The following is a 21,740-nucleotide window of genomic DNA, read 5'->3' as shown; positions in this document are numbered from 1 at the left end:
CGCTTTTTTTTACGAACGACAGATACAAAAAAACACCCGTTAAGGTGCTTAATGTGTTGGTTGCGGGGGCCGGATTTGAACCGACGACCTTCGGGTTATGAGCCCGACGAGCTACCAGGCTGCTCCACCCCGCGTCCGTCTTTTTGCTTCGTATTTCAAACCACATCTGCGTTGGCTTTCCTCGTTCACCTCAGTCACTTATTGTAGTAAGCTCCTAAGGATTCACTGCGTCGCCGCCTTGCTGTGATTCGAACTACTTTGCAAAAATATTGCAGCAAATATGATTGGTTGCGGGGGCCGGATTTGAACCGACGACCTTCGGGTTATGAGCCCGACGAGCTACCAGGCTGCTCCACCCCGCGTCCGTCATTACTCTTCCATCGAGTAACGTTACTGCTTCTGATTTTAATTGGTTGCGGGGGCCAGATTTGAACTGACGACCTTCGGGTTATGAGCCCGACGAGCTACCAGGCTGCTCCACCCCGCGTCCGTGGATGCGCACTATACTCTGCTCGCATTTTCATGCAACCCTTTTTTCACCTTGATCACGTTTTAAGGGTGAAAATGAACAAAAACAACGTATTCTGGATTATTTTTTGCGCAAAATTTGCGTTCGGGTATGCATACGCATTTCATTAGGTACGGGGGTTTGTTATCTTCGTCTCGCATTCAGGCAACATAAGACGAGAACAATGAAAGGACGTTGGGCAAAATATCTTCTGGCGGGAGCAGTCGTTGCGATGCTCGCCGCGTGTTCCTCAAAACCCACCGATCGTGGGCAGCAGTATAAAGACGGGAAATTTACCCAGCCTTTCTCACTGGTGAACCAGCCTGATGCGGTTGGCGCGCCAATCAATGCCGGTGATTTCGCCGAGCAGGTTAATCAAATTCGCAGCGCTTCGCCGCGTTTGTACGGTAACCAGAGCAACGTCTACAACGCTATCCAGCAATGGTTACGTGCGGGCGGTGATACGCGCAGCATGCGTCAGTTTGGTATTGACGCGTGGCAAATGGAAGGGGCGGACAACTACGGTAACGTCCAGTTTACGGGTTATTACACGCCGGTTATTCAGGCGCGCCACACGCGTCAGGGCGAGTTCCAGTATCCTATCTATCGCATGCCGCCAAAACGCGGACGTTTACCCTCTCGTGCCGAGATCTACGCAGGCGCGCTAAGCGATAATTATATTCTGGCGTACAGCAACTCCCTGATGGATAACTTTATTATGGATGTTCAGGGCAGTGGCTATATCGATTTTGGCGATGGCAGCCCGCTAAACTTCTTTAGCTATGCCGGGAAAAACGGCCATGCCTATCGCAGTATCGGTAAGGTGTTGATTGATCGTGGCGAAGTGAAAAAAGAAGATATGTCAATGCAGGCCATTCGCCACTGGGGAGAGACGCACAGCGAGGCCGAAGTGCGTGAGCTGCTGGAGCAGAACCCATCGTTTGTCTTCTTTAAGCCGCAATCTTTTGCGCCGGTGAAAGGGGCCAGCGCGGTACCGCTGATTGGTCGCGCATCCGTGGCTTCTGACCGCAGTATCATTCCTGCGGGCACCACGTTACTGGCGGAAGTCCCCTTGCTGGACAATAACGGTAAGTTCACCGGCCAGTACGAACTGCGCCTGATGGTGGCGCTGGATGTGGGCGGTGCGATTAAAGGCCAGCACTTTGATATCTATCAGGGCATTGGCGCTGACGCCGGACATCGTGCCGGGTGGTATAATCACTACGGTCGCGTATGGGTGCTGAAAACAGCGGCCAACGCGGGTAACGTATTTAGCGGTTAATTGCCGGATGGCGCTTCGCTTATCCGGCCTACATTACTGAGTAGGCCTGATAAGGCGTAGCCGCCATCAGGCAGTGATGCAGTCATCAAGGGCGGTATTTGTCCGCTCTTTTTGTTTTCTATATTTGAGGTTCTATGTCTGTGGTTATCAGTGACGCCTGGCGTCAGCGTTTTGGCGGCACGGCGCGGCTGTATGGCGAAAATGCGCTGCAGTTATTTGCCGGCGCGCATGTTTGCGTGGTCGGGATTGGCGGTGTGGGATCGTGGGCGGCGGAAGCGCTGGCGCGTACCGGCATTGGCGCGATTACGCTCATCGATATGGATGATGTTTGCGTCACCAATACTAACCGTCAGATCCATGCGCTGCGCGATAACGTTGGTTTAGCGAAAGCTGAGGTGATGGCGGAACGTATCCGCCAGATTAACCCGGAGTGCCGGGTGAACGTGGTTGATGATTTTGTTACGCCAGATAACGTTGCGGAGTATATGAATGCGGGTTATTCGTATGTCATCGATGCGATTGACAGCGTGCGCCCGAAAGCGGCGCTCATTGCGTACTGTCGGCGTAATAAGATTCCGCTGGTAACCACCGGCGGTGCGGGCGGGCAGATCGATCCGACGCAGATTCAGGTGGTTGATCTGGCAAAAACCATTCAGGATCCGCTGGCGGCCAAGCTGCGTGAGCGGCTGAAGAGTGATTTTGGCTTGGTGAAAAACAGTAAAGGCAAGCTGGGCGTGGATTGCGTGTTCTCGACCGAGGCGCTGGTTTACCCGCAGGCAGATGGCTCGGTGTGTGCCATGAAGGCGACGGCGGAAGGGCCAAAACGTATGGATTGTGCCTCAGGGTTTGGCGCCGCCACCATGGTGACGGCTACCTTTGGCTTTGTAGCCGTTTCCCATGCGCTGAAGAAGATGATGGCGAAAGCGGCGCGCCAGAGTTGATTGTGTCGGATGGCGTTATGCTTATCCGACCTACAGTTCGTGCGGTGTTATAGGCCGGATAAGACGCATCAGCCGTCGTCATCCGGCTTGCCGGGCAGCCTCAAGAATCGCCTCGTTCAACGCATGCAGGCCCTGGCTTCGCGAGGCGCTGAGTTGCGCGCTTAACCCTAACTCGTCAAATAGCGCCATGGGTGAATGCGCCCGTAACTCGGCTGCGGTTTTACCTTCAACGGCGGTGAGCAATACCGCCAACAGCCCGCGTACAATACGGCCTTCGCTGTCGCCGAAGAAATGCAGGGTGCCATTCTCGTGCAGGGTATATCCCAGCCAGACGCGGTTTTCACATCCCGCTATCTCTTTTGCCTGCGCCCTTAGCGCCTCCGGCAGCGCCGGAAGCTGCTTACCCAGCAGAATTAGCTGACGATATTTATCCTCCCACTGGCTGAGCGGGGCAAACGTAGTACGCAACGTCTCTTCCGTTACGGTTGTGCCAAACGGGTGTCCGGCGAATAAAGGGCTTGTCATTAATCCACCAATATTTCCAGCGCGCGGTCAACGGCTGCGACCAACGCATCCACATCACTTTGCGTATTATAGGGCGCAAAAGAGGCGCGTAGGGTCCCGGATACGCCCAGCTCCGCCAGCAGTGGTTGTGCGCAGTGTTGCCCTGCGCGCAGCGCAATGCCATATTCGGCCAGCAGCGTCACCATATCACTGTGATGAACGCCAGCGAAATCAAAGGCTAACAGACTGGAGTCCTGACAACGGAAGGAACGAAAACCGGGACGTTTCGCCAGGGCGTCTTCTGCCAGCGTCGCCAGACCCCGGCTCCAGTTTTCGGCCTGCGCAACATCAATGTCCGCCAGCCACTCGAGCGCCGCGCTTAGCCCGATGACGCCAGCTACGTTAGGCGTACCGGCCTCAAGCTTCCAGGGGGCCGCCTGGGTGGTGAAACCGTCAAAGCTGACTTCGCTAATCATCTTGCCGCCGCCGAGCCACGGTGACATGGCTTCCAGTAATTCTGGCTTACCATACAGTACGCCAATACCGGTAGGGCCATACAACTTGTGGCCCGAGAAGGCATAGAAATCAATATCTAACTGCTGCACGTTAGCGGGAAAATGCACAATTCCCTGCGCGCCATCAACCATCACCACCATGCCAGCCGCATGGGCGAGCGTAATGGCGCGGGCTAAATCCGGGCAACCGCCGGTGACGTTCGACATCTGCCCCAGCGCCAGAATGCGACTGCGCGGAGTGATGAGCTCAACCAGACGCTCGACGTCCGGTAGCAAATGGGCGTTGAGCGGGAGTTTGACTACCTTAGCGCCCGTTTGCTCTGCCACCATCAGCCACGGAACGAGATTGGCATGATGTTCCGCCACGCTGACGATAATCTCATCGCCCGGCCGTAAGCGCGGACGCGCATAGCTTTGGGCAACCATGTTGACAGCTTCCGTTGTGCCACGGGTCCAGACTATCGTTTTGTCATCCGGGGCGTTGATCAGGCGCGCGGCCTTTTCCCGTGCGGCCTCATAGCGCGCGGTCAGGCGTTGCGCTTCGGCAAACTGGCTGCGATGCACGTTCCCGGCGCTCAGGCTATAAAATTGCTGGGTCGCCTCAATCACGGATTGCGGCTTCAGTGCAGTAGCAGCGCTGTCGAGGTAGACGCCGGCATCGTTGAGTGCGGGAAATTGCGCGCGAAACTGCGCGGGATTAAATGCGTTCATGGTCATCCTCAGTTCAATAAACCGATCGTCGCGCAAAACAGGCGCTGACACAAGGGTTGTGCTAACCATCGGAATACTCTGGATATCCTGGCAAAGTCCTCACAGTGTCTTATGCTAAATAGCGTTAGGCGAGCAATTTTGCCTGTTACGGAGTGTGTTTTTAATAGCATAAATCGCTTTAAGGAGAAGAAGATGAAAAAGACTGCCGCAATTATCTCTGCCTGTATGCTGACTTTTGCCCTGAGCGCCTGTTCTGGATCGAATTACGTGATGCACACCAACGATGGTCGATCAATCGTATCTGATGGCAAGCCACAGACCGACAATGAAACGGGAATGATTTCGTATAAAGACGCTAACGGCAACAAACAGCAGATCAACCGTACCGATGTGAAAGAGATGGTAGAACTGGATAACTAACCGGTCGCCATCGACAGAAAGTCGGACAAAAAAAAGCACCGCAATTTGGCGGTGCTACATTAATCACTATGGACAGACAGGGTAAATGTACAGGAAGTGAAAAAGGGTAGCTTTGCTACCATGGTCTGAATCGCAGACCAATTGCAAACACAACAACACAACATCACAACCGTAAGCCAAAAGCCCACCAGAACACGCATTCCGATAAAACTTTTCGTTCCGGCTTCAGGAAGTGCCGCCACTATAGGTATTTGCTGGTAGAACCTCAACGGACAATTTATAATGGCTCAGATAAAAAAAACTAATAGGTTACATCCTGTTAGATAATTGTTAAATTCATTTAACATCAAAGCCTAAAAGTCATGTCAAAACGATTACCACCCCTAAATGCATTGCGTGTTTTTGATGCCGCAGCGCGCCATTTGAGCTTTACCCGCGCAGCGGAAGAGCTTTTTGTGACGCAGGCCGCAGTAAGTCATCAAATCAAGTCACTTGAGGATTTCCTGGGGCTGAAGCTGTTTCGTCGACGCAATCGATCTCTGCTGTTAACAGAAGAGGGTCAAAGCTATTTCCTCGACATCAAAGAGATTTTTTCGCAATTAACTGACGCGACGCGTAAACTTCAGGCACGCAGTGCAAAAGGTGCGCTTACCGTTAGTTTATTGCCCAGTTTCGCGATCCAATGGCTGGTGCCCAGACTCTCTAGCTTTAACTCAGCTTATCCGGGAATCGATGTCAGGATCCAGGCGGTGGACCGTCAGGAAGACAAACTGGCTGACGATGTTGATGTGGCGATTTTCTACGGACGCGGCAACTGGCCGGGTCTGCGCGTTGAAAAATTGTACGCAGAATATTTATTGCCGGTCTGCTCGCCGCTGCTACTTACCGGTGATAAGCCGCTGAAGACGCCGGATGATCTGGCAAAACACACATTGTTGCACGATGCGTCGCGGCGTGACTGGCAAGCCTATACGCGCCAGCTTGGCCTGAATCATATCAACGTACAGCAAGGACCTATCTTCAGCCATAGCGCCATGGTGCTACAGGCTGCTATCCATGGACAGGGGATTGCGCTGGCGAATAACGTTATGGCGCAGTCCGAAATTGAAGCCGGACGTCTGGTCTGTCCGTTTAACGATGTTCTGGTCAGCAAAAACGCGTTTTATCTGGTTTGTCATGACAGTCAGGCAGAACTGGGTAAAATAGCCGCCTTCCGTCAGTGGATACTGGCGAAAGCGGCCTCGGAACAAGAAAAATTCCGCTTTCGTTATGAACAATAAATTACGTAGGGTATTAACATGACCAGCCGTTTTATGCTGATTTTTGCCGCCGTAAGTGGTTTTATCTTTGTGGCGTTGGGCGCCTTTGGGGCACATGTTCTGAGTAAAACCCTGGGTGTCGTAGAAATGGGTTGGATCCAGACTGGCCTTGAGTATCAGGCGTTTCATACGCTGGCTATCTTCGGCCTGGCCGTCGCCATGCAGCGACGCATTAGCATTTGGTTTTACTGGAGTAGCGTGTTTCTGGCATTAGGAACGGTGCTGTTTAGCGGTAGCCTGTATTGCCTCGCGCTCTCCCATTTACGCCTGTGGGCGTTTGTTACCCCCGTCGGTGGTTTCAGCTTCCTTGTGGGCTGGGCGCTGATGTTAGTGGGCGCTATTCGATTGAAACGTAAGGGCGTTAGCCATGAATAAGGTTGTATTGTTGTGTCGCCCGGGTTTTGAAAAAGAGTGCGCCGCAGAAATTACGGATAAAGCAGGACGTCGGGAAATCTTCGGTTTCGCCCGTGTAAAAGACAATGCGGGCTATGTGATCTTCGAATGCTATCAGCAGGACGATGCCGAAAAGTTAGTGAAAGAGCTGCCGTTTAGCTCGTTGATTTTTGCCCGTCAAATGTTTGTGGTGGGCGAACTGCTGCAATATTTACCGCCGGAAGACCGTATTACGCCAATTGTCGGCATGTTGCAGGGCGTTGTGGAAAAAGGCGGCAATCTGCGGGTCGAAGTCGCCGACACCAATGAAAGCAAAGAGCTGGTTAAGTTCTGCCGTAAATTTACCGTACCGCTGCGCGCGGCGCTGCGCGAAGCGGGCGTACTGGCAAAATATGAAACGCCGAAACGTCCGGTGGTTCATGTTTTCTTTATCGCCCCTGGCTGTTGTTATACCGGTTATTCCTGGCCTGACAATAACTCCCCGTTCTACATGGGTATTCCGCGCCTGAAGTTCCCGGCCGATGCGCCGAGCCGCTCAACGCTGAAGCTGGAAGAGGCGCTGCATGTGTTCATTCCAGAAGATGAGTGGGACGAGCGTCTGGCCAATGGCATGTATGCCGTGGATTTAGGCGCGTGTCCGGGCGGTTGGACCTATCAACTGGTTAAACGCAACATGTGGGTTTATTCCGTGGATAATGGTCCGATGGCGCAAAGCCTGATGGATACAGGGCAGGTCACCTGGTTGCGCGAAGACGGATTTAAGTATCGCCCGAATCGTAACAACATCTCATGGATGGTGTGCGACATGGTGGAGAAGCCGGCGAAGGTTGCCGCGCTGATGGCGCAGTGGCTGGTCAACGGCTGGTGTCGCGAGACGATCTTCAACCTCAAGCTGCCGATGAAAAAACGTTATGAAGAGGTATCGCAGAATCTGGCCTATATCCAGGCACAGCTTGATGAGCATGGCGTCAATGCCCAGATGCAGGCGCGTCAGTTGTATCATGATCGGGAAGAAGTGACCGTACACGTGCGTCGTCTGTGGGCGGCCGTCGGCGGTCGCCGGGACGAGCGATAACGCTAAACATAGACCGGATGGCGGCGTAAACGTCTTATCCGGTCTATGTTGTTTCAATCAGCTGCGTATCTGACACGATATGCGTCACACCATCCAGACACCCAATCCGGACCTCCCCGGAACGATTAAACTTACTTTTATCGATCAGCAATAAAGATTGCGATGCGCGCTTAAGCAGAATGGATTTGAAGTCTGCGTTGGTGGCATTGGAGTCCCAGAGCGTGCCGTCGCTGTCGATCCCTTCGCAGGAAAAAATAAATAGATCGATATCGAGGGATTTTAGCTGCGAGATGAGCGCGGAATTAACATAACAGCCGTATTTACGTTCAAGGCGGCCGCCAGAGCTGATGAGCTGAATGTGTTCGCGTTTTGCCAATTCCTGGCAAATGGGTTGGCTGTTGGTAAAAACCTGAATGTCGATGTCCGGTAGCTGACGTGCCAGATACCAGCAGGTTGAGCTGGCGTCTAAGGCGATCACCATTCCTTCTTCAATCCATGCCAACGCTTCCCGCGCAATATCCGCTTTGTGCGCATAGTGGCTTTTGAGTCGAATATGAAACGGGTCGCCACTGTCCTGATTTTTCCGGTGAATGGCCTTGGCCCGTCCGTGATTGCGTAGCACTTTGCCCTGGGTTTGTAATTCACTGAGATCGCGGCGGATGGTCTCTTTGCTGACGTTAAGCTGCAATGACAGGGCTTCGGTTGTCAGGCTTTTGTGGTGGGTAAGCAGATCTACGATGGCCTGCTGGCGCGCCGCTTTCATGTTCTGATCCTCATTTTATGCAGCATGCCCGTACCAGACGGGCATGCTGACCAGAGATTATGGCGTTACCCCTTTTTTTAAAAGAATATTCCCGTACTTTGCCCGTTCTCCTGTGATAACGATCGCAAACGCCTTTTGCGCGCGTTCGTAAAAGGCATAACGGTCAATACGCGTGATGTCTGGGCAGGGGGTCTGTAAGGAAAGCGCCTGGCGATAGCGAGCCTCGACGTCAGGATCGAGAGCGTCGCCTTCTACTGCCGCCATCATCACCAGCGGCGGGGCGTAGCTGTCCAGTTCAAAAAGCGGAATAATCGCCTGCAGCAGATCGCTGACCAGCAGACCGTCGGCGCGAATCACCTGCGGTCCCATGCTGTGAGCCGGAAAATGGGCATCGGAAAAGATAATCTCATCGCCGTGACCCATTTCAGCCAGCACCTTCAGCAGGTCGGGAGAAATTAAGGGTGATATCGTTTTGAGCATGTTACTCGACTCCTGTCAGTTCAGATTCGGTTTGCGGATAGAAGTAACGGTACTGGTAGCTCACCTGGGCACGAGCCTGTTCCGGGGTGGTAAATTCACCCATACCTGACCAGGCAAACATTGCGGCGCCTGCCACGGTGGTTTCGGCGTCATCCAGCACTTTGACAGGGATCCCGAGAACGTTAGCTTTAATCTGGTTCCACAATGCGTTACGGCTGCCCCCGCCAACCAATAACAATTCAGAGGCCTGGAAATGACCGATTTTTTCCAGCGTGTGCAAATTCTGCTGCAACTGTTCTGTCAGTCCTTCCAGCGCGGCGCGATAAAAATGCCCGCGGGTGGTATTGAGCGTAACCCCTTGCCAGCCCGCATTCTGAGAGGCCAGCAGGTTGCAGTGCATCTTGACGCCTTCTGCGCCAGCAGGAATGGACCGGGCTTCGTCAATCAGCGTCTGCCAGGGCGTTTCGGTAGTCCAAAACAGCTTACGCACCCATTCGAGTACGCCGGAGGCCAGCCACTGCATGCCGGGATTGTACAGTCCGGCCTGGCTGTCTAATTCACAAGTGGAACCCGCATAACGGCTGAGCAGAGAGGTGTTCACCTGCGCACTGCGCACCATCAGAATTTCCCATGTACCGGAAGAGAGCACCGGTTCGTCTGGCTGAGCCCCCGCGCCAAACAGCGCAAACTGCGTGTCGTGCCCGGCAGATATCACCGGAATACCCACTGGAAGCCCGAGCAGGATGGCGGCCTCGTGTTGCAGTACCCCAATCTGTTCGCCCGCTTCCACCAGACGTGGAAACAGTCGGCGCGGTATGCCGGTTGCCTGCAAAATGTCATCACTGAAATCGCGCTGCTGGATGTTCAGCATCTGGCTGGTGCCCGCCATAGTGATATCTGTGGTGAACTCGCCGGTTAAACGGTGGTTGATAAGCGACGAAATAAACAGCCAGGCGTGTGCCTGTTCGAGCAGTTGTGGATGGTTTTCTTTCAGCCACACCAGTTTATACAGGGTATTGAAGCTGAACGCGCCGACGCCGGAGATTTCCTGCAGTTGCTGCGGCGACATGTAGCGATGGATATTTTCCATCACTGCTGCGGTGCGCGGGCATTTCCAACTGATTACCGGATATAACTGTTTGCCGTGTTGATCGACCAGCGTACCGTCTACGCCGAAGGTGGTGACGGCGATCCCACAGATACGACAATTGGCCAGTTGCGTGGAGAGCCGCTGACAGCAGTCGGCGAAGCGTTGCAAAATGGCCTCCAGCGACCACTGATGCCAGGCCCCGTTTTCTGCGGCAATATCACTGGCGTTGGGCGTTGAGGCGCGGGCGATAATTTTTCCCTGCCGGTCAACGGCAATGGCCCGCACGTTGGTTGCGCCACAATCGAGTACCAGGATAACGTCTTGTTTCATAATAACTCCTGAAACGCTACCGGATGGCGCTACGCTTATCCGGCCTACGGTTCACTCGTCCGTAGGCCCGGTAAGCTTGCGCCACCGGGCTAAGCCACATTAACGTTTATACAGCGGGCCGTAGTTTTGGCAGGCACGATAATCCTGGCCTTCGCTATCCATACCGTGGGCTGCCCAGGCTGAAGGTCGATAGATTTTTTCGTCTTCCACGTTGTGCATACAAACCGGAATACGCAGCATGGCGGCAAGGGTAATAAAATCCGCGCCGACGTGGCCAATCGTCAGCACACCGTGGTTTGCGCCCCAGTTAGCCATGACGGAATAGACATCGCTGAATGGACCTTTACCGGTTAAGCGCGGGGCAAACCAGGTGGTCGGCCAGGTCGAGTTGGTACGCGCATCAAGCTGAGCATGCACCTCTTTTGGTAACTCCACGCTCCAGCCTTCGGCGATTTGCAGAACCGGTCCTAACCCTTTGATAATATTGATGCGGGTCATGGTGAATGGCACGCCGCCCTCGGTCAGGAAGCGAGAGGAGTAACCGCCGCCGCGGAAGTATTCGTGAATAGCCGGACACCATTCGGTCGCCGCCAGACAATCATCGGCCTCTTTCTGCGAAATTTCCCAGTGCGGCTTCATGGTTGGTTTCCCTGCGCCATCTCGCTGTTTGCAGGAACCATCCAGGGCTGCCGATCCAGAGTTGATCAGGTGAATAATGCCGTGCTCAGCCAGCCCGGTCAGCGGTTTACCCGTGACACGCTCCACCGCCTCTGGCGACCAGTAGGTGCGCACATCAGCAAAAACCTGTGCTGTACCGGTGAGTTGGTGACCAAACAGCATCGCTACGCCGTTGAGACTGTCGTTTTCAGTCGCGACAACGAACGGCTCACGCACACCATTCCAGTCGAAGGAGCTATTCAGCAGTGCTTCGGCAGTGTCGCCGTTTGGATATTGATCTGTCCAGTGACGCTGGCCCTGGAAGCCCGCGGCAATCGCGTTGTAACCCAGCGATTCTTCAACACGACCTTTGTCTGCCAGTTTCTGATTGCCTTGCATCATGTCGCGGATGCACATCGCCATCAGCAGGCTTTCTTTCAGTACCGCGCGGCTCTGCTCTTCGTTACGCTTATACTGTTGCGCGTTCTGATCTTCGCCGTAGCGGAAATGCTTGTCTGCCCACGCCAGTGCGATATCCAGTTCAGCTTCGTCATAAATTTTCTGATCAATTCGACGGCGAAGTTCAGTCATATCAACAGGTTGAACCTTCATTCCCAGCCAGGATTCAAAGAAGTTATGATCGACAATAGAACCGGCGATGCCCATAGAAACGCCGCCTACGGATAAATAGCTTTTACCTTTCATACTGGCAACGGCTAAGCCCGCCCGGGTGAAACGCAGCAGTTTTTCTTCGACGTCGGCGGGGATGGTGGTGTCGCCGGCATCCTGTACGTCGTGACCGTAAATGGAGAACGCGGGCAGACCTTTTTGATTATGCGCAGCCAGCGCGGCAGCAAGATAAACGGCGCCAGGGCGTTCTGTGCCGTTAAAGCCCCAGATAGCTTTCGGACGCATCGGATCCATGTCGATGGTTTCGCTGCCGTAACACCAGCAGGGGGTAACGGTAATCGTTACGCCAACATTTTGGCTGCTGAACTTTTCTTCACAGGCTGCGGATTCCGCCAGACCGGCAATACAGGTGTCGGCAATTACACATTCAATTTGTGCGCCACAGGCATGGCGAAGTTTTTCCGTAATAAGCGCGGCGGTGGCTTTCGCCATATTCATGGTTTGCTCTTCAAGCGACTCACGTACCCCCATACGACGGCCATCAATAACCGGGCGGATACCAATCTTCGGTAAGCTATTTTTTCTCATTCGAGGTTCCTCATCTCACTTTGTGCCGTGCTGCAAAAGCGGATGTTGAACACCACTGTCGCAGTTGGCTGAATTACCCATTTTTGCTAACTCGAGTTAGCTTAGGTATTGGAGAGTTTTTTACACAACTTTTTTGTTATGGAACTGTGAGAGGCTTCACGAGAAGTGGTTAAAATTCGATCTGCGTCAAATAAACAAATACGCAGATTTTTAATAAAAACCTTTTAAATCATAACAATATAATAAATTGTCTGTTCAGCATCACAGTTTTAAACCAAATGATTTGGCTAATTTGAGTAGCTAAAATAGCTTTAAAAGGCACTTCGCTAACTCGAGTTAGCATAATTGATAAAACGCATATGAACTTGTAAGTAGTATTCGCATTAACGGTGACGATGGCCCTCTGGAATCTTGTTTTCGCCTGATTCACTGACTGCAGTTTCTGTATATTGAGGAAAGCAGCAATGTCTGAAACATTTTTACAGATGAGTCATATTACGAAACGTTTTCCCGGCGTATTAGCGTTGAGTAATGTGGATTTTGCTTTACACAAAGGTGAGGTTCATGCGCTGCTGGGTGAGAATGGCGCAGGAAAATCTACGTTGATGAAGATCTTATCCGGTGTTTATCAGCCTGATGAAGGGGAGATTATTTTTGAGGGGCAGCCGGTTACTTTCGCTAACCCGTTAAGTGCGCAAAGTGCAGGTATCACGATTATTCATCAGGAATTTAACCTATTCCCTGAACTCACCGTTGAAGAAAATATATTTATTGGCAGGGAGTTTTGCAAAAATAATCGTTGGCGTCTGGACGAAAAACAACAGCGGCAGGCTGCGATCGATATTTTGCAAAAGTTAAACCTGAATATCGCCCCAGACACGCTGGTTGCCGATCTGACCGTTGCTCAACAACAAATGGTTGAGATAGCTAAAGCGATATCGGTCAATGCCAAGATTCTTATTATGGATGAACCTACAGCGGCACTGACGGAAACGGAAATCGACAGCTTGTTTCAGGTAACCCGTTTATTGAAAGAACAGGGGACTGGCATTGTTTACATTTCGCACCGACTGGAGGAGCTGGCGCTGATAGCCGATCGCGCTACGGTAATGCGCGATGGGCAGTTTATTGCCACCGTGGATTATGATGCGGTCAAAATTAGCGACCTGATTGCCATGATGGTCGGGCGTGACCTCGGTAATATTTATCCTCGCCGTGAACCTTTGGCTCAACGTAAGCCCGTGTTGGAAGTGAGTGGGCTGACGCGTAATGGTGTATTGAACAATATTGATTTCACGCTTTACCAAGGAGAAATCCTGGGCTTCGCCGGTCTGATGGGCGCAGGGCGTACTGAGCTGGCGCGGGCGATTTTTGGCGCGGATCCCATTGATGGTGGAACCCTTAAGCTGAACGGTAAAGTTACGGTGATTAAAGATATTCCTGATGCTATCCAACAGGGTATCAGCTATTTAACCGAGGACCGGAAAAAAGAGGGACTGGCATTAGGACTGTCCGTTGAGCGCAATATTATGTTGGGCAATTACCCTGAGTATTCCGATCGTTTTGGCAATGTGGACAGCAAACGTTGCCAGAAAACCAGCGAGGAACAGGTTAAAGCCCTACGTATTAAAACACCACATTTAGAGCAAGCCGCCTTGAATTTAAGTGGTGGTAATCAGCAGAAAATTATTATTGCCCGATGGGTGTGTAAAGACACCGATATTCTCATCTTTGATGAACCCACTCGCGGGATTGATGTGGGGGCCAAGCTTGAAATTTATGAATTAATGAATCGGCTGGTGGCAAAAGGGAAATCAATTATCATGATCTCCTCTGAATTACCGGAAGTGCTGGGTATGTGCGATCGCATTTTAGTGATGCGTAATGGGCGTATTACCGGGGAGCTAGCTTCTGATGACGCCACACAAGAAAAAATCATGCAATATGCGACGTTAGAGGACTAACTTATGACTATCTCTGTAACCTCTTCAGACAGCAATAATAAGAAAATAAAAATTAACAAAGAACTTTTAATGCGCCTTGCGCCACTTTTAAGTCTGATTATTTTGGTAATATTTTTTAGTTTTGGTTCGCCATTTTTCTTTAACACTGAAAACATTATGACAATTGCCCTGCAAACATCGGTGATTGGCATTATGGCGATTGGCGTTACCTTCGTCATTATCACTTCAGGGATCGACCTTTCTCTCGGTTCAGTCGTGGCATTTTCTGGTGTCGCGGTAGGTATCTGCGCCACGCTGGGATTGCCTCTGCCCGTCTGTATTCTTGCGGGTGTACTGGCTGGAGGATTATGCGGCTATATCAATGGTCTGCTGGTCACCAAAATGACTATCCCGCCTTTTATCGCCACGCTGGGTCTGATGATGTCCGTCAGAGGTATCAATATGGTGATGACCGATGGCCGCGCGATTTACTTCGCTGATTACCCCACCTTCAAAATGCTGGCCCAGGGACGGTTGTTTGATGTGCTGCCTTATCCCGTTTTTTACCTGGTGGTGGTGGCGCTCATCGCCGCGTACATCCTGAAGAAAACGGTGATAGGCCGCTATGTTTACGCGGTGGGCAGTAATGAGGTGGCGGCACATCTTTCCGGGATTAAAGTGCAGCGCGTGAAAATTTTCGTCTACGCCTTTTGTGGTCTGCTGACCGGGATTGCCGGGGTCATTCTGGCCTCACGTTTAAACTCCGGGCAGCCGACGGTCGGTGTGGGTTATGAGCTGGAAGCCATCGCGGCGGTTGTTATTGGCGGTACCAGTCTGATGGGCGGGATTGGCACCATCGGCGGCACCATCATTGGCGCATTCATTATGAGCGTGTTGAAAAATGGTCTGAACCTGATGGGTGTTTCCCAGTTCTGGCAAATGGTGGCCATGGGGATAGTGGTCATTGCTGCGGTTTATCTCGACACATTACGCAAAAAAATTCGTTGATTTACGCTCCCGGAAGTCACGGGACATCATAACCCTGACGTTTAGGGTGACTCACTCAGAACGGAGTAAAACAATGAGAACCAGGAATTTTGTCTATGCGTTATCCCTGCTGGCCTGTATGACATCCAGCGTTTTGGCTAAAGATATGAATCTTCCCGTGGTCAGTAAAGGTTTCCAGCATGAATTCTGGCAAACCGTAAAAATGGGGACGGAAGCGGCAGCAAAAGAGTTGGGTGACAAAACCAGCTACGTGGGCCCGGCGGATGAAACTCAGATTGCCGAGCAGATTCAGTTAGTTGAAAACGCGATGGCGCAAAAACCTAATGGACTATTACTGGCCGCGTTAGATGCCAATGCGCTGGCGCCATTAGTTGAGACCGCAAATTCACGCGGCATTAAAGTTGTGACCTTTGACTCCGGTGTGAATTCTGATATTCCGGTCAGTTTTGTCGCCACGAATAACCGTAAAGCCGGGGCTGAAGCGGCAGACGCGCTGGCAGCAGAAGTGGGCAACAAAGGAAAAGTGGGCATTATTGCGCACGTAGCAGGGACCTCCTCAGCGATTGAGCGTTCAGAAGGGTTTATTGCCCGCATGAAGGAGAAATATCCGGATATCCAGGTGCTACCGGTCCAGTATAGCGATGGCGATCCGCAAAAAGCGATGGATAAAACCATCGATATGATTCAGGCCAACCCGGATATTGCAGGGATTTATGGCACGAATGAAGGCTCAACGCTCGGCGTAGCAAACGCAATTGATAGTCAAAACCTGAAAGGCAAAGTGAAGGTGATTGGTTTTGACAGCACCGAGGCCATTATTGCCTTCCTGAAGTCCGGGGTGATTCAGGGCTTTGTTGTGCAGGACGCCTACCAGATTGGCTATCAGGGTATCAAGACGCTGAATGCGGCGGTATCCGGTCAGTCTGTACCAAAAGAGATTGATATTCCGGTGAAATTCGTTAGTGCGAAGAACATTGATACCCCAGAAATTGACAAGCTGTTACACCCATTCGGTAAAAAATAAGAGCGTTGGGGCGAGGTACTCGCCCCACTATTAGCTAACGTCAGGGAGTTACTATGAGCAGTGGATATTTCCTCGGTGTGGATGTCGGCTCTGCCAGTGTCAGGGCGGGTGTGTTCGATGCCAGCGGCAAACGTCTGGCCTTTGCGACACGCCCTATCTCGCAGTTTCGACCCGGCCCCGATCGGGTTGAGCAGTCATCTGCAGAAATCTGGCAGCAGGTTTGCGATGCGGTTAAGGGGGCAGTATCGTCATCCGGGATCTGCATTGAGGATATCCGTTCACTGGGATTCGATGCCACTTGTTCATTGGTGGCTCTCGACGAGCAGGGGCAGGGCCTGGCGGTTTCACCAGGCGAACCATCAGACCATAACATCATCATGTGGATGGATCATCGCGCGGTGCAGGAAGCTCAGCATATTAACGCTACGCAGGATCCGGCTCTACGTTACGTTGGCGGTGAAGTCAGCGTCGAAATGGAGCTTCCCAAGGTGCTGTGGCTAAAAAAACACTTTCCTGCAACCTGGCACAGTGCGCATCGTTTTTACGATTTGGCTGACTATCTTGTCTGTAAAGCCACCGGGAGTGACGTTGCTGGTCTGTGTACGCTGACCTGCAAATGGAACTATCTGGCCCATGAACAACGCTTTAGCCACTCTCTGCTCGACGCCGTAGAGTTAACGGATTTAACGGGCAAAATCCCGTCGCATATTCTTCCGCCAGGCGCCGCCGTGGGAACGCTTAGCGCCGATGCGGCCCAGGCGCTGGGGCTGACGACGGCTGTTGTCGTCGCCAGTGGGATGATTGATGCCCATGCAGGCGGTTTGGCGCTTGCTGGCGTTGAGCCTACGGGAACGTTAGCGTTGATTAGCGGAACGTCAAACTGCCATATGCTGTGCAGCAAACAGGAAATTTATACGCCGGGCGTATGGGGACCGTATTGGTCTGCCATGCTGCCTGGTTACTGGTTGACGGAGGGAGGGCAAAGCGCCGCTGGGGCATTGGTCGACTGGACGCTCCAGGAATCAGGCGCGAGTGCCGAGCTATTTCATAAGGCCGAGGCGCGGGGTTGCCATCCGATCGTTTTAGTCAACGAATGGGTTGCGGAACTTGAGAGGAAGGAGTCTGAACCTGGTCGTTATTTGCATGTGCTGGCCGATCACCATGGCAATCGCTCCCCCCGCGCGCGACCCGATGCACGGGGCAGCGTCTGCGGCTTGACTCTTGAGAGAGGCGAGATGCAGGTGGCTCGCCTGTACCTGGCGACGTTACAGGCGATTGCCTGCGGCACGCGGCACATTATGGAAGTGATGCGTGAAAACGGCCATACCATTTCCCGACTGGCGCTGTGCGGCGGCGCAACGCATAACCCGCTGTGGATGCGGGAATATGCCGATGCTACCGGATGCGATATTCATCTTATGCAGGAGGAAGATGCAGTGACGTTAGGGGCAGCTATCACCGGCGCGGTAGCAAGCGGCGCGTGGGCGAATATTCCATCTGCATGCCAGGCGATGGTTCGCTCCGGCGAGATTATTAAGGCTAATCCGGCACGGCGGGACTTCTATGACCGCAAATACCAGGCTTATCTGATGATGTGGGATCAGCAGCAGGCGATTAATCAACTTATGCAGTAAGACAAAAGTTTAAAATACTTTTATGATTGGAGATTGACGTTTTTGGATGTGGACTGGGGCATATAAATGGCTAAAACAGTAGAACAGATAGCCAGCGATCTGAATTTATCGGTTACGACCGTACGACTGGTGCTGAACGGGAAAGCAGAGCAATATCGAATCAGTGTCAAAACCCAAACGCGTATTAATGAATATGTTGAGCGCTATGGTTACGTCATAAACCATTCAGCCCGTAGCCTGAAATTGAATAAAACGGATACATTGGGACTGATTGTTCCCAATATTTCCAACGTTTTTTTTGCCACTCTCGCCGAGAAACTTGAGCAACGCTGTCGTCGCTCCGGTTATCAGTTGATGATTAGCTGTACCTATGATGATGTTGATTACGAAAATAAATTAACCAAAGCGTTAATCGCTCGCAATGTTGATGGCCTTTTTATTGTTCCCTCTACATTGGAGAATCAGCAACACCATTTACGCCAGGTCAGAAAACCGATGGTGTTACTGGACCGTGATTTTAAGTATACCGATAACGCATTGGTTGAAAGTCATAATATTTTAGGCGGCGAAAAGTTGACGCAAAGTTTGTTTGATGCCGGAAAGGCTCCAATCTGGTTTTTAGTCGGAGATACCGGATTACCCAGTATTGGCGATCGTCTGCAAGGTTACCTTAATTCTTTGAAGAATAATGGTATTCATCACCGTGATTGGGTGCGTGAAGGTCCTGACAACACTCCTGAAGGTGGCTTTCAACTGATGGATAGATTGATTGGTGAACAGGGGCGGCCACAGGCGTTTATAGCCTCATCATTACCCGTACTGGAAGGTGCTATTAACGCTATTCGCCATCGTTTCGGCACAATTCCACCTGATATTAATATTGGTACATTCGATGAACATCCGATGCTGGGATTCCTCGCCAATAATGTCTGGTCAATGCAGCAGGATGAAAATGTTTGGGCGGAAAAAGCATTCGATATGATGATGAGTGCCATAGACGACCAACCTATTAAAGAAACTGTAAAAGTACCGATGAAACTTATTAAGCGCGTAAGACAACAGTAATACGTTGCTATAAATAAATCGGCCAACTGGATCTGAGTAAATACATTCAGTGGCTGCCCATATCTGAAACCTGACCCGTCTTACTCTGCGGCTACATTTTTCGCAATTAAAGACGAGGAGAAACTGTACCCGGAGAATCATTATGGAAAGAATGCGTTTGTCACGAGAAATCATTGAAACCTGTCTTGAAATGACCAGCCTTGGATTAAATCAGGGGACGGCGGGAAATGTGAGTGCGCGATATGAGAATGGGATGTTGATCACGCCCAGCGGTATTCCTTATGAAAGACTTACTGAAAACATGATCGTGTATGTAGATAACGACGGAAAATATGATAAAGGTCAGTTACCCTCCAGCGAATGGCGTTTTCACCTGGCGGCTTACCAGACGCGTCCGGACGCCAATGCGGTCGTCCATAACCATGCTGTGCATTGTACGGCCGTTTCGATTCTCAACCGTCCAATTCCGGCAATCCATTACATGATTGCGGCGGCGGGGGGAAACTCTATTCCGTGTGCGCCTTATGCGACGTTTGGTACACGAGAGCTGTCAGAGCATGTGAGCGTCGCCCTGAAAAACCGTAAGGCAACGCTTTTACAGCACCATGGGCTGATTGCTTGTGAAGCGAATCTGGAAAAAGCACTGTGGTTGGCGCATGAAGTGGAAGTTCTGGCGCGCCTTTATCTGAGCACCCTGGCTATTGTTGATCCGGTTCCGGTGTTGGACGATGAGGAGATCGCTATTGTGCTGGAGAAATTCAAATCTTACGGATTACGAATTGAAGAGTAATTTCGCATAGCGAAAAGGAGAAATACGATGGCGAACAGAATGATTCTGAACGAAACGGCATGGTTTGGCCGGGGAGCTGTTGGTGCATTGACCGATGAAGTCATCCGTCGTGGTTATCGCAAGGCGCTGATTGTGACCGACGAAAACCTGGTGCGGTGCGGTGTTGTCGAGAAGGTGACGTCCCGGATGGATGCCGCAGGTCTGGCGTGGGACATCTATTCAGGCGTTATTCCTAACCCAACCATTGCGGTGGTGCAGGAAGGATTGGCGGTCTTTGAGCAAAGTGGCGCAGACTATCTGATAGCCATTGGCGGAGGCTCCCCGCAGGATACCTGTAAAGCGATTGGCATTATCAACAATAACCCTGAGTTTGCGGATGTACGCAGCCTCGAAGGGTTATCCCCGACGCGCTGCCCGAGCGTGCCGGTTATGGCTATCCCAACCACAGCAGGGACGGCGGCGGAAGTGACTATTAACTACGTGATCACGGATGAAGAAAACCGGCGTAAGTTTGTTTGTGTCGATCCACACGATATTCCGCAGGTGGCGTTTATCGATGCTGACATGATGGACGGCATGCCTGCGGCGTTAAAAGCGGCCACGGGTGTGGATGCCCTGACCCATGCCATTGAAGGATACATCACGCGCGCGGCGTGGGCGCTTACCGATGCGCTGCACATTAAAGCGATTGAAATTATTGCCGGGGCTTTACGCGGATCGGTCGCGGGCGACAGTCAGGCGGGGGAAGCGATGGCGCTGGGCCAGTATGTGGCGGGAATGGGTTTTTCCAACGTTGGTCTGGGATTAGTACATGGCATGGCGCACCCGCTGGGCGCGTTTTATAACACCCCGCACGGCGTCGCAAATGCCATTTTGCTGCCGCATGTGATGCACTATAACGCCGAATACACCGGGGAGAAATTCCGCGATATCGCCCGGGTGATGGGGGTGAAGGTTGAAGGACTGACGCTGGCAGAAGCACGGAAAGCGGCAGTGGATGCGGTATTTGCCCTTAACCACGATGTTGGGATCCCGCGGCACCTGCGCGATGTTGGCGTACGCAAAGAGGATATTCCTGCGCTGGCGCAGGCTGCATTTGATGATGTCTGTACCGGGGGAAATCCGCGTGAAGCGAGCCTGGGCGATATCGTTGAGCTGTACCATACCGCCTGGTAATCACCCGGCGTTTATCCGGCCTACAGGGTTGTACGATAAGTAGGCCGGATAAGGTGTTTACACCGCCATCCGGCAATAACACTACCGAGCCAGTCGTAGCTGCTGTAAATTCCCGTCGATATGTAAGTCCGTTTGCAGTCGTGCGATATCGCGACACAGAAACGCCATTTCTTTATGCATCTCAAGCTTCTTGCGCCACTTTTCCGGCACCTCATCAAGATGCGCATAAATCCCTTCCAGCGTTGAAAACTGCGTCAGCAATTGTGTGGCGCTTTTGGGGCCAATACCTGCCACGCCAGGAACCTTTGAACTACCGATCCCGGCCAGCCCCCAGTAATCGGGCAGTTGTTGCGGCAGCACGCCAAATTCTTTCTCAATGAACGGTGCATCCAGCCAGCGCTTCTGAAAATAGTCGCGAATACGCAGCGTCGGGGAGAGCAACTGACAGTAGCCTTTATCGGTGGAGACGATGGTGGCCTGATGTCCCGCCTGGCAAACTTTAACCGCCAGTGTGGCGGCTAAATCGTCGGCTTCATTACCGCTGGAGACCCAGCAGCAGACGCCGCGCTGTTCAAAAGCGGCGCGTAAGGCGGGCATTTCCTGATGCAAGTCATCTGGCATCGGTGGGCGACCGGCTTTGTAATCAGGCAGTCTTTGGTGACGCCAGCCGCTATTGCGCGCTTCATCATCAAATACCGCCACGGCGTGCGTGGGCTGACTGTGCACAATTAATTGATCGAGCGCGTGCTGGCACGTCTCCACGCAGGGAGAGCCCTGTACGGCGTGAATGCGGCGGATAAGATTCAGTGCATCGACAATAAGTAAGTGGACGGCCACGGTGTTCTCCCTAACAAATCAGGCTGTAGGGTAACATTCACGGCGGGGGGAGGCGAA

General features: G+C 52.2%; 20 protein-coding genes and 3 tRNA genes. 13 read left to right on the top strand and 10 right to left on the bottom strand.

From position 1 onward, the window contains the following. Positions 1 to 57: 57 nt before the first annotated feature. The 3 genes from JSN25_RS00980 to JSN25_RS00970 all read right to left on the bottom strand — a co-directional run bounded on the left by JSN25_RS00980 (position 58) and on the right by JSN25_RS00970 (position 487). Positions 58 to 134, bottom strand: a tRNA-Met gene (locus tag JSN25_RS00980). A gap of 151 nt (positions 135 to 285) precedes the next feature. Beyond that, positions 286 to 362, bottom strand: a tRNA-Met gene (locus tag JSN25_RS00975). A 48-nt stretch (positions 363 to 410) separates the two neighbouring features. After that, positions 411 to 487, bottom strand: a tRNA-Met gene (locus JSN25_RS00970). A 205-nt stretch (positions 488 to 692) separates the two neighbouring features. Between JSN25_RS00970 and mltA the strand changes: the two genes are divergently transcribed. Then, complete coding sequence (mltA, locus tag JSN25_RS00965) at positions 693 to 1,790, top strand: murein transglycosylase A (protein WP_042310759.1); 1,098 nt, start codon at positions 693 to 695, stop codon at positions 1,788 to 1,790. Between the two features lie 134 nt (positions 1,791 to 1,924). Then, positions 1,925 to 2,731 (top strand): tRNA cyclic N6-threonylcarbamoyladenosine(37) synthase TcdA, encoded by an 807-nt coding sequence (gene tcdA / locus JSN25_RS00960; protein ID WP_204525383.1) that lies wholly within the window; start codon positions 1,925 to 1,927, stop codon positions 2,729 to 2,731. Between the two features lie 78 nt (positions 2,732 to 2,809). Here the strand turns inward: tcdA and csdE are convergent, their stop codons facing one another. Next, positions 2,810 to 3,256, bottom strand: coding sequence for a cysteine desulfurase sulfur acceptor subunit CsdE (csdE, locus tag JSN25_RS00955; RefSeq protein WP_069324527.1), 447 nt, complete (start codon positions 3,254 to 3,256; stop codon positions 2,810 to 2,812). Further along, positions 3,256 to 4,461 (bottom strand): cysteine desulfurase CsdA, encoded by a 1,206-nt coding sequence (gene csdA, locus JSN25_RS00950; protein WP_085048929.1) that lies wholly within the window; start codon positions 4,459 to 4,461, stop codon positions 3,256 to 3,258. Before csdA ends, csdE begins: the two co-directional genes overlap by 1 nt. 192 nt (positions 4,462 to 4,653) lie before the next feature. Between csdA and JSN25_RS00945 the strand changes: the two genes are divergently transcribed. The 4 genes from JSN25_RS00945 to rlmM all read left to right on the top strand — a co-directional run bounded on the left by JSN25_RS00945 (position 4,654) and on the right by rlmM (position 7,668). Next, entirely contained in the window at positions 4,654 to 4,881 is a 228-nt protein-coding gene (locus JSN25_RS00945) for a YgdI/YgdR family lipoprotein (protein WP_016154261.1), read from the top strand. 362 nt (positions 4,882 to 5,243) lie between these two features. Further along, positions 5,244 to 6,161 carry a glycine cleavage system transcriptional regulator GcvA gene (gene gcvA, locus JSN25_RS00940; RefSeq protein WP_038633269.1) on the top strand — a complete coding sequence of 306 codons (918 nt, stop codon included), beginning with the start codon at positions 5,244 to 5,246 and terminating at the stop codon, positions 6,159 to 6,161. Positions 6,162 to 6,179: 18 nt separating this feature from the next. Next, positions 6,180 to 6,575: a DUF423 domain-containing protein gene (locus JSN25_RS00935; RefSeq protein ID WP_003034037.1), complete on the top strand. Its 396-nt coding sequence runs from the start codon at positions 6,180 to 6,182 to the stop codon at positions 6,573 to 6,575. Further along, on the top strand, positions 6,568 to 7,668 hold the full coding sequence (gene rlmM, locus JSN25_RS00930; protein ID WP_199966489.1) for a 23S rRNA (cytidine(2498)-2'-O)-methyltransferase RlmM: 1,101 nt from the start codon (positions 6,568 to 6,570) through the stop codon (positions 7,666 to 7,668). Before JSN25_RS00935 ends, rlmM begins: the two co-directional genes overlap by 8 nt. 43 nt (positions 7,669 to 7,711) lie before the next feature. Here the strand turns inward: rlmM and fucR are convergent, their stop codons facing one another. The 4 genes from fucR to fucI all read right to left on the bottom strand — a co-directional run bounded on the left by fucR (position 7,712) and on the right by fucI (position 12,206). Further along, entirely contained in the window at positions 7,712 to 8,431 is a 720-nt protein-coding gene (gene fucR / locus JSN25_RS00925; protein WP_199966487.1) for an L-fucose operon activator, read from the bottom strand. 57 nt (positions 8,432 to 8,488) lie between these two features. Beyond that, complete coding sequence (fucU, locus tag JSN25_RS00920; RefSeq protein WP_006686989.1) at positions 8,489 to 8,911, bottom strand: L-fucose mutarotase; 423 nt, start codon at positions 8,909 to 8,911, stop codon at positions 8,489 to 8,491. A gap of 1 nt (position 8,912) precedes the next feature. Next, positions 8,913 to 10,331 carry an L-fuculokinase gene (fucK, locus tag JSN25_RS00915; protein WP_121529501.1) on the bottom strand — a complete coding sequence of 473 codons (1,419 nt, stop codon included), beginning with the start codon at positions 10,329 to 10,331 and terminating at the stop codon, positions 8,913 to 8,915. A gap of 99 nt (positions 10,332 to 10,430) precedes the next feature. Then, positions 10,431 to 12,206, bottom strand: coding sequence for an L-fucose isomerase (gene fucI, locus JSN25_RS00910; protein ID WP_087856950.1), 1,776 nt, complete (start codon positions 12,204 to 12,206; stop codon positions 10,431 to 10,433). Positions 12,207 to 12,670: 464 nt separating this feature from the next. Between fucI and JSN25_RS00905 the strand changes: the two genes are divergently transcribed. The 7 genes from JSN25_RS00905 to fucO all read left to right on the top strand — a co-directional run bounded on the left by JSN25_RS00905 (position 12,671) and on the right by fucO (position 20,846). After that, positions 12,671 to 14,170: a sugar ABC transporter ATP-binding protein gene (locus tag JSN25_RS00905; RefSeq protein WP_069324532.1), complete on the top strand. Its 1,500-nt coding sequence runs from the start codon at positions 12,671 to 12,673 to the stop codon at positions 14,168 to 14,170. A gap of 3 nt (positions 14,171 to 14,173) precedes the next feature. After that, entirely contained in the window at positions 14,174 to 15,157 is a 984-nt protein-coding gene (locus JSN25_RS00900) for an ABC transporter permease (protein ID WP_038633251.1), read from the top strand. Positions 15,158 to 15,230: 73 nt separating this feature from the next. Continuing rightward, a complete protein-coding gene (locus tag JSN25_RS00895; RefSeq protein ID WP_061382372.1) occupies positions 15,231 to 16,181 on the top strand; it encodes an ABC transporter substrate-binding protein in 951 nt (316 codons plus the stop codon). A gap of 53 nt (positions 16,182 to 16,234) precedes the next feature. Next, entirely contained in the window at positions 16,235 to 17,815 is a 1,581-nt protein-coding gene (locus tag JSN25_RS00890) for an FGGY-family carbohydrate kinase (RefSeq protein WP_137351631.1), read from the top strand. A gap of 66 nt (positions 17,816 to 17,881) precedes the next feature. Then, a complete protein-coding gene (locus JSN25_RS00885; RefSeq protein WP_038633242.1) occupies positions 17,882 to 18,880 on the top strand; it encodes a LacI family DNA-binding transcriptional regulator in 999 nt (332 codons plus the stop codon). A gap of 142 nt (positions 18,881 to 19,022) precedes the next feature. Beyond that, positions 19,023 to 19,670: an L-fuculose-phosphate aldolase gene (gene fucA / locus JSN25_RS00880; protein ID WP_003034062.1), complete on the top strand. Its 648-nt coding sequence runs from the start codon at positions 19,023 to 19,025 to the stop codon at positions 19,668 to 19,670. Positions 19,671 to 19,697: 27 nt separating this feature from the next. Then, positions 19,698 to 20,846: a lactaldehyde reductase gene (gene fucO / locus JSN25_RS00875; protein WP_204525382.1), complete on the top strand. Its 1,149-nt coding sequence runs from the start codon at positions 19,698 to 19,700 to the stop codon at positions 20,844 to 20,846. An 81-nt stretch (positions 20,847 to 20,927) separates the two neighbouring features. On the opposite strand, the gene xni is transcribed toward fucO, so the two are convergent. Further along, complete coding sequence (gene xni, locus JSN25_RS00870) at positions 20,928 to 21,683, bottom strand: flap endonuclease Xni (protein ID WP_204525381.1); 756 nt, start codon at positions 21,681 to 21,683, stop codon at positions 20,928 to 20,930. Positions 21,684 to 21,740: the final 57 nt, after the last annotated feature.

This window comes from Citrobacter cronae, from assembly GCF_016893685.1.
Taxonomy (GTDB): domain Bacteria; phylum Pseudomonadota; class Gammaproteobacteria; order Enterobacterales; family Enterobacteriaceae; genus Citrobacter; species Citrobacter werkmanii.
Note: the sequence above shows the minus strand (reverse complement) of the source record. Positions and strands in the feature narration are given on the sequence as shown.